Genomic DNA, 13,414 nt, shown 5'->3' on the forward strand with positions numbered 1-13,414 from the left:
AAAGCACAAAGCGCCGACCCTTGCGGGCGGCGCTGAAATTAATTCTTTGGGTGGTCTCGAAGGCTCTACATCGGGGCCTTGAGCCAGACCATCGAGGTACAAGTACCTCTTGTGGCAAGTGAGCAATTTGTGGCGAGGGAGCTTGCTCCCGCCGGGGTGCGCAGCAGCCCCAAAACCAGACACTGCGATGCCTCAGGGAAACCGAGTTCATCGGGTTGCGACTGCTGCGTAGCCGAGCGGGAGCAAGCTCCCTCGCCACAGAGGAATATTCCGATTCAGGACACTTCTGCAGATCAACCATCGAAGTCACCCAAATTGATATTCAGGCGCCCGAGGCGGTACAGCAGCGTGCGTCGTGGCAAGCCCAGTTCGCGGGCGGCGAGGGTCTGGTTGCCGTCGTTCTTGCGCAGGCAGTCGAGCAACAGCGTGCGTTCGACCTTTTCCAGGCGTTCGCGCAGATTCAGGCCGCTGTGGTCTTCGGGCATCGGCTCCATACGCAGAGAGAAATGCTCGGCCAGCAACTCACCGCCCTCGCACAACAGCACGGCGCGCTCGACCAGGGCCTTGAGTTCACGCACGTTGCCGGGGAAGTTGTACCCGGACAGATGTTCCAGCGCCGCGCTCGACCAGCGCACCGGATCACGCTGCAAATACGCGCAGGTCTTCTCGGCGAAGTGGTGGGCCAGTTCGAGGATGTCGCCCTCACGCTGACGCAGGGCCGGCAGTTCGATCGGGAACTGCGCGAGGCGGTAGTAAAGGTCCTCGCGGAATTTGCCTTCGCTGACCAGCGTCGACAGATCGCGGTGCGTCGCGGCGATGATGCGCACGTCGATCTTGTGGGTGTCGTTGGAACCCAGCGGGCGAATCTCGCCTTCCTGCAACACACGCAATATCTTCGCTTGCAACGACAGCGGCATGTCGCCGATCTCGTCGAGCAACAGCGTGCCACCGTTGGCCGCATCGAACAGACCCGCACGGTCACGGTCGGCACCGGTGAAAGCACCTTTGCGATAGCCGAACAGTTCGCTTTCCAGCAGGTTTTCCGGGACTGCTGCGCAGTTCTGCACGATGAACGCCTGAGAGCGACGCGGGCCGCAATCGTGAATCGCCCGCGCGACCACTTCTTTGCCGGTGCCGGTTTCGCCGCGCAACAGCACGGTGTAAGGGCTATGCAGGACTTTGCTGATCAACGAATGGGTCTGGCGCATCGCCGCGCTTTTGCCGATCAGGCCATAGCCGTTGATGCTCGGCACACTGCGCGCCACCGTGGCCGATTCCGCCAGCGGCTGGCGCAGACGCTGCAGCAAGTGCAGTTGCCCAAGCACGAACGAACCCAGCTGACCGAGCGAATCGGCAAAGCCTTGCAGATCCACGCGACGACGACTGGCACACAGCAACAAGCCTTCGACCGCTTTGTGCTGATTGACCAGCGGCACGCACAGCAGCGATTGCCAGGCACCAGCAGTGGCCGGCAGAAAACTGGTTTCGTGCAGGCTGGCGCCCAGATCGTCGAGGCAGACCACGCGGTTCTGGCACAGGGCAAACTGCAGCAGTTGCTCACCGTTGTAGTCCGCCGGCAGGCTGGTGGCGGCGCGCGGTTGCAGCGCGCCGTCCAGGCATTCGGCGTTCATCCCCAGGCAGGTGTGGGTGGCGTCGAGCAGGTACAGCTGGGTCAATTCGCAACCGCTCAGCTCGGCCAGTCCACGCACGAAGTCACCCAGCAGCGCAGCCCCGTCCGCCGCGCGCGACAGGCTGGCGAACTGCGCCAGCAAGGCTTCGGCATAGACCAGTGGCTGCGGCACTTGAGTGAACATCACACCCACCTCAGGCGAACTCGCACGTCACGCTGGCGTTGCCGTCGAGCGTGGCATGCACACGCTTGAGGCTTTCACCGGTAGCCATCGCATCGAGCAAGCGGTCGGCCACCAGCGGCAGCACATGCTGGTCGAGCAGATGGTCGATCAGGCGTGCGCCGCTCTCGCTTTGCGTGCAGCGCTCGGACAGGTGATCGACGAGGTTCTGGCACCAGCTGAAATCCAGCTGACGACGGTTGAGGCGCTCGCCAAGACGACCGAGTTTGATCTCGATCAGCTCGCGCAGCACTGGGCCGCCGACCGGGTAATACGGCACCACTTTCATCCGCGCCAGCAGCGCCGGTTTGAAGTGTTTGCTCAGCACCGGGCGAATGGTCTCTTCGAGCAGCTCGGCGGTCGGACGGGCGCCGTCTTCGCAGAGGTCGCTGATCTTGTCGCTGCCCAGGTTCGAGGTCATCAGGATCAAGGTGTTGCGGAAGTCGATTTCGCGACCTTCGCCGTCGTTGGCCACCCCCTTGTCGAAGATCTGGTAGAACAGGTTGAGCACGTCCGGATCGGCCTTTTCGACTTCATCGAGCAACACCACCGAGTACGGCTTCTGGCGCACCGCTTCGGTGAGCATGCCGCCCTCGCCGTAACCGACGTAGCCCGGTGGCGCACCGATCAGACGCGAAACGGTATGCTTCTCCTGGAACTCGGACATGTTGATGGTGGTGATGAAACGGTCGCCGCCGTACAGCAGGTCAGCGAGGGCCAGCGCGGTTTCGGTCTTGCCGACGCCGCTCGGGCCGACCAGCAGAAACACGCCGACCGGTGCATCAGGCTTGTTCAGGCCGGCGGCGGTGGCGCGCATCGAGCGGTCCAGTGCGTGCACGGCTTGCTCTTGACCGCGGATCCGCGTGCGCAGGTCGGTGGCGAAGCTGGCGACCTTGGCGTTGTGCTCGCGGGCCAGTTGCGCCAGTGGCACGCCGGTCCAGGCGCTGATCACTTCAGCCACCAGACGCGGGCAGACTTCGAAGCTGACCAGACGCTCTTTGACCTGCGCGGCCGTCAGCTCGCTGTGGGTCTTGTTCAGCTCGGCCTCCAGCGCTTCGACGCTCTGGCCTTCCTCGACCTCGGCAACGAGAGTTTCGATCACCGTGCCTTCGGCGTCTTCTTCAACACTGACGGTCGGCTCGACGGCGGCGGCTTCGCGGGCCTTGGCCAGTTGCTGACGCAGTTCCAGCAGGCGCTCGGCCAGTTGCTTCTGTTCGGTCCACAGGCTTTCCAGCGCGACCCGTTCGTTTTCGGCTTCGTCCAGCCGCGCTTCCAGTGCTTCCAGCGCTTCGTGGTCGATCAACAGACCGGCTTCAGCGTCGCGGCGCAGGGCCTGACGCTGACGGCCACCTTCGGCCAGTTCGCCACGCAGACGCTCAAGGCTTTCCGGCGCGGCGGCGAGGCTGATGCGCACGCGGGCGCACGCGGTATCGAGGACGTCGACGGCTTTGTCCGGCAGTTGCCGACCGGCCAGATAACGCGCGGACAATTCGGCCGCCGAGACCACCGCGTCATCACGCAGGTAGATGCCGTGGCTTTTTTCGTAAACCTGGGCCAGACCCCGGAGGATGGTCACCGCTTCGCTGACGGTCGGTTCGTGCAGTTGCACCGGCTGGAAACGACGGGCCAGTGCCGGGTCTTTCTCGAAGTATTTCTTGTACTCGGCCCAAGTGGTGGCGGCGATGGTGCGCAGTTCGCCACGCGCCAGTGCCGGCTTCAACAGGTTGGCTGCGTCGGAACCGCCGGCATTGCCGCCAGCGCCGATCAAGGTGTGGGCTTCGTCGATGAACAGAATGATCGGTTTCGGCGAGGCTTTGACTTCGTCGATCACGCCTTTGAGACGACGCTCGAATTCACCTTTGACGCTGGCACCCGCCTGCAGCAGGCCCATGTCCAGCGACAGCAGTTCAACACCCTTGAGCACCTGCGGCACTTCACCGGCAGCGATGCGCGAGGCCAGGCCTTCGACAATGGCGGTTTTACCGACGCCGGCCTCACCGACCACGATCGGGTTGTTCTTGCGGCGGCGGGCGAGGATGTCGACCATCTGGCGGATTGCGCCATCGCGGCACAGCACCGGGTCGAGTTTGCCGTCGCGGGCCTGCTGGGTCAGGTTGTGGGTGAAGCGCTGCAGCAGCGATTCGCCCTGGGCTGCCGGCTTGCCATTGGCCGCCGGTTGCTCCTGTTGCGACAGGGCAAATTCTTTCAGGCGATCGATGTTCAACTTGGCGAGCAGCGGCTGATAACGGCTGCCGGCGTAGCGCATCGGGTTGCGCAGCAAGGCGAGGATCAGCGCGGCGTCTTCGACCTGGGTCTGGCCCAGTTCAAGGTTGGCCACCAGCAGCGCGTCTTGCAGCCACTGCACCAGCTCCGGGGCGAACACCGGGTTGCGCGAGGCGCTGTGTTCAACGCGAGATTGCAGCGCGGCGCTCAGTTCACCGGCGTCGACGTCTGCATCCTGCAGCGCGCGCGACAGCAAGCCGTTCGGACGTTCCAGCAGACCCAGCAGCAGGTCTTCGACGAGGATCTTGCTGCCGCCACGGGCCACGCAACGTTCGGCCGAACGCTCCAGGTCACGACGGGTTTCGGCGTCCAGCGCCTGGATGAGTTGTTGCAGGTCTACGTTGATCATGGCTCACGTCCTTAATGAATTTTGCTGCCCAGGGTCACCACGCCGTCTGCTTTCTCGCAGCCCAGCCAACTGGTCCAACCCAGGCGACAGTCGTTCTTCTCACCAATGCGCAGTTCGCGGATTTCTTCCGGGCGCAGCACCAGGCGAATGTCGTAATCGAGCGGGTCACGCAAGGTGAACCGCACCAGCGCACAGAGCGGCTGGTAACCGAAACCGATGGGCAGGAATTCGTGGAATCGCTCCCAGTCGAGTTCGGTGATGTGAATGCGGAATTTGCCGCTGCGGTCGCGCACTCGCTCGCCCAGGACCAGGTCTTCACCGAGCAGGCTGTTGGCGCGACCGAGACGGTTGCGCTGCTCGTCGAGGATCTCCACGCGACGCTCGATGCACTGCTCGATGACCAGGTCTTCGTGCTTGAAGTAGTAACGCAGCACGGCTTCGATCAGCGCCGCGGAGTGCGCCCGCAAGCTGAGCAAGCCGAGGTACGGCAGCAGGCGTTTCCAGTTCAGCTCCTTGGCCTTGCGGATCTCGTCGCCGCCCAGACCGATCAGGGCGAACAACTGCGAGGAGAACGGGTCGATCGCGCCGCTCTGGAAGCTGGCGCGATAGCGATACTTGCGCCAGATCGGCAGCATCAACCGTTGCAGGCGATGGTGGAACAGGTCGAGGAAGTTGCGCGTCGGGTTGCCATCCTCGCTGTCGCCCAACGCCTGTTCGCCATAGAACGCCGGCAGCGGCGAACCGGAACCGACCAGACCGATCAGGTTGAAACGGATGCGCGCACGCATCTGCCCGTGCTCTTCGAAAAACTCCACACGATCGACGTCGCTGCGCGGAAAGCCCAGGCTCGGGTTGGCCTGGAACTCGACCTGATCGTACAAATCGTCTTCGCTCAGGTACGGGTGAGCATCGCGCAGCCGATCGATCACCAGCAGCACGGCCTGAAACAGCGAGTACTCGCGTATTACCTTCGTCAGCCCGCTTAAAGCAGGGGCTGCAGGCCCATACGTGGTGTCCATTGGTACACCTCTCCCTGTGTGCTTTTTACCCGCAGCTCGTGATACGAATTGAGACTGGCGTAAAGCGCGAAAAACTCGTTAAGAACCGAGGCGAACACGAACAGGTCGCCCTCGCCGATATACCCTTCCGGATCGATGGTCAGTTCGGTGCGCAGACCGCGCACCGGCAAACCCCGATGCAGCCGGTCAACGTGGTGGTGCTTGATGTGCTTGAGGCCGCCGAGCAGGCGCTTGCTGACCTTCTCCGCGTGCTGGTCGTAGTAGCGCGGCAGGTCGTAGGTTTCGAGAATCACCTTCAACGCATTGACGTCGGCCAGCGACAGATAGTTGAGCGACATGTTGCTGATCAGCTTCCACAGGAAGTCACGGTTCAGCGGCGGCGCGAAGCTCGACGTAGCCGGGGTGATGTTGCGGAAACAGAGGAACTCCGGGGTGTCTTCGCAGGCCATGCAGATGTCGCCAAGCTTGAGCTTGCGCGGCAGGTTCTGGTTGGTGCACATCAGCTCGATCGACAGGGTTTCGTGGGCTTCGGTGTGGCGGATGCCGAAGCTCAGGTAGGTGTCGAGGCCGTCGTGCAGCAGCGACGAACGCTGGCGGATGCTGTAATGCGGACGGCTGTTGGGCACGTCAAAACTCGGGTCGTGCTCGAACGATTCGAACGGCACGTATTCCTGATAACCGAGGCCGCCAGGCTTCCAGCCGGTGACGGTTTCCACCGAGAACACGCCGCAGTTTTCCAGATCGTATTCCGCCGGCAGCAGCAGGTATTCATCCTGCTTGCCGTCGAGGCGGATCGGCAGGGCGTCGTGCGCGAACAGGTTGGCAATCGGCGTGCAGAACAGCTTCACGTTATCCAGGGTCGGACGCATGCGCATGATGCCGCTCTTGCGGATATCGAAACGCAACTCCAGGCCGCGCATTTGCTTGAGGGTGTCTTCCGGCAGCGCCTTGAGGATGTCCAGACCGTTGACGTCGACGAACAGGAACTTGTCCTGGAAGGCGAAGTATTCCTGCAGGTAGCGATAGCCACGGAAGGTGTTCAGCGGATACGGGATCAACGCTTCCTCTTCGGCAAAGCCCACTGGCTTGACCCGGTCACCCGGAATCTTGAACGCCATCGGTTTGCCGGCCACGCCATCGATTGGCTTGCCGGCACCGTCGAGCGGGATCAGTTCGATGCCTTCCAGGTTGCGCAGCAGGCTCAGGTAGAGCATCTGGCTGATGTAGCGCTCACCGGCAAAGTGTAGGCGCAGCTTGCTCAGTTCCAGCTCACCGAGGTGGCCGTCGGCGCTCATCTCCAGACGCAGGCTGAGCAGCGAACCATCGCCCTTCACCGAGTAATTCAGCGCAGCCAGATCCAGCGGCAACACTTCAGTCGGGTAGCAGGTGCGGAAACGGCAGCGCACGTCTTCGATCGGTTTGCTTTCAACTGGCGTATCGCGCTCGACCACCAGCGCCGGGCCCGAACGCTTCAACGGATCGAACTGCAGAATGCTGAACGCCGGCAGCGGGCGCATGTAGTTCGGCCACAGCAGCTGCATCAGCGAGTGGCTGAGCTCTGGCAGCTCGTCATCGAGCTTCTGCCGCAGCCGCCCGGTAAGGAACGCAAAACCTTCCAGCAACCGCTCCACATCCGGATCCCGCCCGGCCTGGCCCAGGAACGGCGCCAACGCCGGACTACGCTCGGCGAAACGGCGGCCCAGTTGGCGCAGTGCGGTGAGTTCGCTTTGGTAGTAGTGGTTAAAGGACATGGACTAACTGCCTGATCATGAATTTAAAGTGTATTTGCCGCAGTACGTGAACAACTACGACTGATGATCAACTGACCAATAGCCAAGCGAGCGAAACTTCCAACGCCGCAATTCCGACCAAAGCTAAGGCTAAGCTTGCTCATGCCGGTGTTTGATTCAAAAAATAAGTACCCAACAAATGCATAACAGGTACTATCAACACACAAACATACATCATGATCTTATGAAAACGTGACTGCCGAAACTTTGAAAAGCAACCAAGGAAGGCAACCAACAGGCAAACGATTGCCAGAAGACCAAATAGATCACTATCAGCGACACTTGCGAAATAGTCTTGGATAGTCATTTATTAAACTCCAAAAAATTCCAGCGATAGAACAGGAATTTTTTCAAGAAGTCTTCCGCCATTGAGCCTGTACTTTCATTTCGGTACGTCCACCCTATACCTGACTTTGTGTAGTTGCCCTTTTCTATAGGCATCCCTGCGTAACCAGAGTTTTGAGGGTCAGCCATATTCGACCCAAACCACTTTTGAACCGTGGTGAAAGGACGAACGCTTATGCCACCAGTGTTCCCCTGTCTGATTTCGATTTTCGAATCGCTGACAGCTATGGCAATTTGAATATGGTGCGCTATGTCTTTTGGGCGATCTAAGGCTTGTGCGAGGATGTCTCCAGGCAGCAAAGCTTCAGCCGTTTCGATCGACGTTGTGTTAACGCCGACACGCTGCATATCTGGTGCACCATAAGTCAACATAACCATCTCGCAAAAACCATACATATGCGAAACGTAGCGATCATGCTCCGCAGCGGTATAGTTCTCCATATTCCGGTATGTTCTCACCCCAGTTTTAAGCTTAACCGGTAACCCTCGCTTAGAAGCAAATTCACAGAGCAACCTTATAGCAAAGTCCTCACAGGTGAATTTGTTTCCTTTAATATCTCCATCCTTCGCCCAGTACTTCTCGACGATTAAGCGCTCTGCAATTTCAGGGGCTTCTTTGTGGTAATCCGCAATATGCGCTTCCGTCCAAAAAGCTGTTGTTTTCCAAAAAACCTTGTATGTCACTTTTTTTGGAGTTTTATCCGCCTTAGGCGTTAATGCAACTGAACGAGCCATTAACGTCGACAACACTTCTGCACTCATACCACTGCCCCATCAGTAGCCGCATGAAAGTCGAAGGTTTCTCCTGCCTCTCCTCCGACCAACTGGGTTCTACCCATTGCGTCGCTCTGCCCAGTAATAACTTTCCCTTTAGCTGTCGTAATTTGATAGGGAATATCTTGAAGAGGATTTCCATCCTGATCTTCCATTACTACATGCTGCGTGTGGGAGAAAAGCATTAATGGCAACGGCGGCACAAACGGCGCCGGAGTATGCGAGTTCCCGATAATCACCGTCGAAGACCCAGCCGTAACCTTGTTGCCGTGGGAGCCCACGGAATCAACAGTGGCAGCAGACTTGCCGTTGATTTTCACCGTCGTGGCCAAACCGCCGACCATCGCACCACCACACGCAGAGGCATCGCCTTCACGGGCGGCCGCGAGGCCGTCGAAGAACACGTCGCCGGAACCGGCGGCGATCGGGTTGGTGCCGTGGCCTGGAAGTGGGCAAGCGGTGGGGTCGGATACGCGTGCTGCTGGTTTGCCAGACATCGGGATTCTCCTTAGTTGACCTTCACTTGACCGCTGCCATCCAGGCGCGCGGAAAAACTGACCTGACGCTTGAAACCCTCGACTTCCAGCAGGCCTTCGATGCTGAAGGCCAGCCGCAGCTGGTCGTGGTCACGCGGCAGGGAAATGACACGCACGTTGCTCAGACGCGGCTCGTAGGCTTCGATGAAGCTTTCGATGGCCAGGCGGGCCTGACTCAGGGAGTCGTGCAGGCTCAGGCGCATGTCATTGAGATCGGGCAACCCGTAGTCGGACAGCGTTTGCACGCTGCCGGCCCGGGTGCTGAGCATTTTGGCCAGATGGGCAGCCACCGACGCCATGGCACAAGCCTCAAGGCTGTTGCCCTTGCGTTGTTGCGCGTCGCCGTTGAGGCGTTCGAACAGGCTGCCGTATCCGTCCATGAGTCGCTCTTACTCTTTGTCCAGCTTGCCAACCAGCGACAGGGTGAAATCGGCACCCATGTACTTGAAGTGCGGACGCACGTTCAAGCTGACGCGGTACCAGCCCGGCTCGCCTTCAACGTCGCTGACGATCACTTGCGCAGCGCGCAGCGGACGACGGCCACGCACTTCGGCGCTCGGGTTTTCCTGGTCGGCCACGTACTGGCGGATCCACTTGTTCAGTTCCAGCTCGAGGTCGGTACGCTCTTTCCACGAACCGAGTTGCTCGCGCTGCAGCACTTTCAAGTAGTGAGCCAGGCGGTTGACGATCATCATGTACGGCAGTTGGGTACCGAGCTTGTAGTTCAGCTCTGCCGCCTTGCCTTCTGCGCTGATGCCGAAGAACTTCGGCTTCTGCACCGAGCTGGCGGAGAAGAACGCCGCGTTGTCGGAGCCTTTACGCATGGTCAGGGAGATGAAGCCTTCCTCGGCCAATTCGTATTCACGACGGTCGGAAACCAGAACCTCGGTAGGGATCTTGGTTTCGATTTCGCCCATGCTTTCGAAGTGGTGCAGCGGCAGGTCTTCAACCGCGCCACCGCTCTGCGGGCCGATGATGTTCGGGCACCAGCGGAATTTGGCGAAGCTGTCGGTCAGCTTGGTGCCGAACGCGAAAGCGGTGTTGCCCCACAGGTAGTGCTCGTGGCTGTTGGCAACGGTTTCCTTGTACACGAACGACTTGACCGGGTTTTCTTCCGGGTCGTACGGGTTACGCAGCAGGAAACGCGGCACGGTCAGGCCAACGTAGCGGGAGTCTTCCGAAGTACGGAAGCTCTGCCATTTGGCGAATTGCGGGCCTTCGAAGTGGTCTTTCAGATCTTTCAGATCCGGCAGGCCGGTGAAGCTTTCCAGACCGAAGAATTTCGGGCCGGCCGCGGCGATGAACGGCGCGTGGGACATGCAGGATACGCTGGCCACGTACTGCATCAGTTTCACGTCCGGCGAACTTGGGGACATGTAGTAGTTGGCGATGATCGCGCCCACCGGCTGACCACCGAACTGGCCGTATTCAGCGGTGTAGATGTGCTTGTACAGGCCCGACTGCATGACTTCCGGCGAGTCTTCGAAATCGTCCAGCAGGTCTTCTTTGGAGACGTTGAGGATTTCGATCTTGATGTTTTCGCGGAAGTTGGTGCGATCGACCAGCAACTGCAGGCCGCGCCACGACGATTCCAGGGCCTGGAAGTCCGGGTGGTGCAGGATTTCGTCCATCTGACGGCTGAGCTTGGCATCGATCTCGGCGATCATGCGGTCAACCATGGCCTTCTTGACCGGCTCACCGTTGTTCTGCGGCTTGAGCAGTTCTTCGATGAACGCCGACACGCCACGCTTGGCGATGTCGTAGGCTTCGTCGTCCGGAGTCAGACGGGTTTCGGCGATGATGCTGTCGAGAATGCTGTACTCGCCGCTGGCGGCGCTCTTCTCTTGTGCTGCGCTAGTGCTCATTGTGTTGGCTTCCTTGGCTGGAGTCTCAGGCGTCCGGGGCTGCGGCGTTCAGGCCCAGCTCACCGAGTACGCGACCGCGGGATTCGTCGTCGGCGAGCACGCCTTCGATCGCTTTACGGAACGCAGGTGCGTTACCCAGCGGGCCTTTGAGGGCCACCAGCGCATCGCGCAGTTCCATCAGTTTTTTCAGCTCAGGCACTTGCTCGACCAGGCTGGCCGGGTTGAAGTCCTTCATCGAATTGACGCGCAGTTGCACAGCCAGCTCGTCGGCCTCGCCATCTTCCTGCAGACGGTTCGGCACGCTCAGCGTCAGACCCAGTTCTTGCTTGGCCAACACTTCGTCGAAGGTCATCTTGTCGATGCTGATCGGCTTGCGATCTTCGATTTTGCGATCGTCCTTGCGGTGGGTGTAGTCACCGATTGCCAGCAGCTTCAGCGGCAGTTCAATCTCTTCCTGAGCACCGCCGGTGGCGGGTTTGAAGGTGACGTTGATGCGTTCCTTGGGGGCTACCGAGCCTTCTTTGGCCATGGCTTTTCTCCTTGCGGTTGTGGCCCTGGGGCCTATTCGAGTACCACTTCGAGGTCGAGGTGGCACAGCCTGCGATAAATCTCTTCCTTGCGTTCACGCACTGCATGGTTCTGCGGCAACAACTCGCAGCAACTGTGCAGCAGGTGCAGCACTTCCAATGCAAGATCGGGCTCCCAGGCGTGCAGGCCTGAGTCCTGTAATGTCTGATCGAGGGTTTCCAGCTGGTTCTTGGCCAGTTCGTACTTCTTGGCCATGAAGCACAGCCGCGCGAGGGCGAACTGCCAGAAAAACCGCTCGCGGCCACCATGGGCCGATTGCAGCCCCTGCTTGAGAATCTGCACGGCAGGCTTGAGGCCTTCCTTGCGCAGCAGCGGCAGCACTTCCTGCAGGGCCTTTTCCCAGGCGGGCTGGGTTTCGACGTCATCGGTTTCGACCTTGCGCGGCGCGCTGGCGCTTTGCAGGTGCGGCATGACGTTGCCGGCGATCCACGCCCGGGTGGACGGATCGGCAAACGGTGCGCCGTCATGGAAACGACATTCGATGATGCCGGGCAGGCGCTGAACCAAAAGCGCGAAGTGGATTTCCACTTCGCGCATTGCCATCTCGGCGTTGAGGTTCTGGAGACATTCCCAGACCATCCTCTGGCCATCGAACCAGAACGGCGCCTTCGCCAGGCTCGCCTCCAGTTCCACCAGCAGGTCGGCGTATTTGCCTTGATCGAAGCGATCCTGGTACTGCTTGAGTTTGTCGACAGGCAGGCCGCGCAGCACGGTGATCTGCTCGGCGTTGCGCTCGGGCACCGCGTCGATCGGCAGCCAGAGCAAGGTGCGGTTCAGGCGCAGGGCGCGCAGGTCAGTGGCTTTCTGCTTGAGCCACCAGGCACACAACGGGCGCGCGCTTTCCTGCTGGGCGCGCAAGGCCTTGTAGGCGTCTTTTTCGTTGTCGATCGGTGCGCCGGGGGTGAGCAACTGGCTCGCGGCCTGCTTGACCTGCGCCACCGCCGCGCCGACCACGCCGGGAGCGGGCTGGTTATCGGCCGCACGCTGGATCATGGTTTTCAGGCGACGGGACAGCGGCAGCAGCAGCGGCGCGTCGTCGCCCAGGTGCTCGGTGCACGCGGCATCGAGGCCGGCCAGATGCTCGGACAACTGCCGGAACATCGGCAGCTGTTCCTTGATCGCAATGTTTTCGGTGAGCACCTGCTCCAGGCGCGGTACCAGCCAGCCGATGGCGGCGGCACGGGTGCGAGGTTTGAGCGGGTGAACGTCGGCCCAGTGGTTTTCCGACAGATGGTGCAGCAAGCCGAGGCCGGCCAGCAGCCCGGGGAAGGATTCGCGCTGGTACAACGACCAGGTCAGCCAAGCGCCGACCCGCAAATCCTTGGATTGGGTACGCAGCAGGTTTTCGCTGTTTTCACGGATTTTCAGCCAGTCGATCTGCCCGCTTTCGTGCATCGACGAAGCTTTGGCCAGCTCGCTTTCCAGCGCCTCGAATTCGCTCGAGAAACGAACGTCTTCGCCCGCGAAATTCTCTTTGGAAACAGAGACTTTTGCGAGTTCGAGGTAATGGGCGGAAAGTTTGCTTGAGTAGGACATCCATGGCCTTTATTTAGGATTACAGTCATGCGCCTATTGGAGTTGCCACGGCGCGGGACAGTATCGAAGAGCAGTAAAGCGACTCATCCAATTGAGATGTGCTCTTTCAAGTGGGCGCATCGTAATCACTATGATGGCCACTAGCAAGCATCTGATTAAACAACAAGACGAAGTGTTCATTGGGCCGTGTAGGAGATCGCCCTATATGTGACAGGGGAATCCCTGATGGCGATTTATATTGCACGCATTTGCCCAACCCCCTCAGAACCCTTGATCCAGAGCGCCCCGGTCCGAACGAAGCGTTTAGCCTCGAGCGTTCGCCCCATTACACGGCGGCAAGCATGACAACTCTTGAAAAAAATAGAAGTAGGATTCTTCTGAAAACTTGCCGAATTTTACAAACAATTGGCCGGTGACAACGTTCAACAACAAAAGTGCCATCAATTTGATGGCAATTCATTCTTTTGAAACTTTATTCA

General features: G+C 59.9%; 10 protein-coding genes. All 10 read right to left on the bottom strand.

The window, feature by feature from the left end:
* Positions 1-293 precede the first annotated feature (293 nt).
* The 10 genes from J5M57_RS14895 to tssA all read right to left on the bottom strand — a co-directional run bounded on the left by J5M57_RS14895 (position 294) and on the right by tssA (position 12,935).
* On the bottom strand, positions 294-1,814 hold the full coding sequence (locus J5M57_RS14895; RefSeq protein WP_064589838.1) for a sigma 54-interacting transcriptional regulator: 1,521 nt from the start codon (positions 1,812-1,814) through the stop codon (positions 294-296).
* Between the two features lie 10 nt (positions 1,815-1,824).
* Positions 1,825-4,482 carry a type VI secretion system ATPase TssH gene (gene tssH / locus J5M57_RS14900; protein WP_207848616.1) on the bottom strand — a complete coding sequence of 886 codons (2,658 nt, stop codon included), beginning with the start codon at positions 4,480-4,482 and terminating at the stop codon, positions 1,825-1,827.
* A gap of 11 nt (positions 4,483-4,493) precedes the next feature.
* Positions 4,494-5,501, bottom strand: a complete 1,008-nt coding sequence (gene tssG, locus J5M57_RS14905) for a type VI secretion system baseplate subunit TssG (RefSeq protein WP_064589840.1) — start codon at positions 5,499-5,501, stop codon at positions 4,494-4,496.
* Positions 5,465-7,252, bottom strand: coding sequence for a type VI secretion system baseplate subunit TssF (gene tssF, locus J5M57_RS14910; protein ID WP_207848617.1), 1,788 nt, complete (start codon positions 7,250-7,252; stop codon positions 5,465-5,467). Before tssF ends, tssG begins: the two co-directional genes overlap by 37 nt.
* A gap of 342 nt (positions 7,253-7,594) precedes the next feature.
* Positions 7,595-8,398, bottom strand: coding sequence for a hypothetical protein (locus J5M57_RS14915; RefSeq protein WP_169842920.1), 804 nt, complete (start codon positions 8,396-8,398; stop codon positions 7,595-7,597).
* Positions 8,395-8,907, bottom strand: coding sequence for a PAAR domain-containing protein (locus tag J5M57_RS14920; RefSeq protein ID WP_169842919.1), 513 nt, complete (start codon positions 8,905-8,907; stop codon positions 8,395-8,397). Before J5M57_RS14920 ends, J5M57_RS14915 begins: the two co-directional genes overlap by 4 nt.
* An 11-nt stretch (positions 8,908-8,918) precedes the next feature.
* Positions 8,919-9,326, bottom strand: a complete 408-nt coding sequence (gene tssE / locus J5M57_RS14925; protein WP_064589844.1) for a type VI secretion system baseplate subunit TssE — start codon at positions 9,324-9,326, stop codon at positions 8,919-8,921.
* Positions 9,327-9,335: 9 nt separating this feature from the next.
* Positions 9,336-10,811 carry a type VI secretion system contractile sheath large subunit gene (tssC, locus tag J5M57_RS14930; protein ID WP_064589845.1) on the bottom strand — a complete coding sequence of 492 codons (1,476 nt, stop codon included), beginning with the start codon at positions 10,809-10,811 and terminating at the stop codon, positions 9,336-9,338.
* A 25-nt stretch (positions 10,812-10,836) separates the two neighbouring features.
* Positions 10,837-11,340: a type VI secretion system contractile sheath small subunit gene (tssB, locus tag J5M57_RS14935; RefSeq protein WP_003229587.1), complete on the bottom strand. Its 504-nt coding sequence runs from the start codon at positions 11,338-11,340 to the stop codon at positions 10,837-10,839.
* A 32-nt stretch (positions 11,341-11,372) separates the two neighbouring features.
* Positions 11,373-12,935, bottom strand: coding sequence for a type VI secretion system protein TssA (tssA, locus tag J5M57_RS14940; protein ID WP_003229588.1), 1,563 nt, complete (start codon positions 12,933-12,935; stop codon positions 11,373-11,375).
* Positions 12,936-13,414 lie beyond the last annotated feature (479 nt).

This window comes from Pseudomonas sp. 86_A, from assembly GCF_017491705.1.
GTDB lineage: Bacteria > Pseudomonadota > Gammaproteobacteria > Pseudomonadales > Pseudomonadaceae > Aquipseudomonas > Aquipseudomonas koreensis.

What these genes read in the sequence shown, in the direction of transcription:
- J5M57_RS14895 (WP_064589838.1), bottom strand. Translation starts at nt 1,814, where the DNA reads ATGTTCACTCAAGTGCCGCAGCCACTGGTCTATGCCGAAGCCTTGCTG.
- tssH (WP_207848616.1), bottom strand. Translation starts at nt 4,482, where the DNA reads ATGATCAACGTAGACCTGCAACAACTCATCCAGGCGCTGGACGCCGAA.
- tssG (WP_064589840.1), bottom strand. Translation starts at nt 5,501, where the DNA reads ATGGACACCACGTATGGGCCTGCAGCCCCTGCTTTAAGCGGGCTGACG.
- tssF (WP_207848617.1), bottom strand. Translation starts at nt 7,252, where the DNA reads ATGTCCTTTAACCACTACTACCAAAGCGAACTCACCGCACTGCGCCAA.
- J5M57_RS14915 (WP_169842920.1), bottom strand. Translation starts at nt 8,398, where the DNA reads ATGAGTGCAGAAGTGTTGTCGACGTTAATGGCTCGTTCAGTTGCATTA.
- J5M57_RS14920 (WP_169842919.1), bottom strand. Translation starts at nt 8,907, where the DNA reads ATGTCTGGCAAACCAGCAGCACGCGTATCCGACCCCACCGCTTGCCCA.
- tssE (WP_064589844.1), bottom strand. Translation starts at nt 9,326, where the DNA reads ATGGACGGATACGGCAGCCTGTTCGAACGCCTCAACGGCGACGCGCAA.
- tssC (WP_064589845.1), bottom strand. Translation starts at nt 10,811, where the DNA reads ATGAGCACTAGCGCAGCACAAGAGAAGAGCGCCGCCAGCGGCGAGTAC.
- tssB (WP_003229587.1), bottom strand. Translation starts at nt 11,340, where the DNA reads ATGGCCAAAGAAGGCTCGGTAGCCCCCAAGGAACGCATCAACGTCACC.
- tssA (WP_003229588.1), bottom strand. Translation starts at nt 12,935, where the DNA reads ATGTCCTACTCAAGCAAACTTTCCGCCCATTACCTCGAACTCGCAAAA.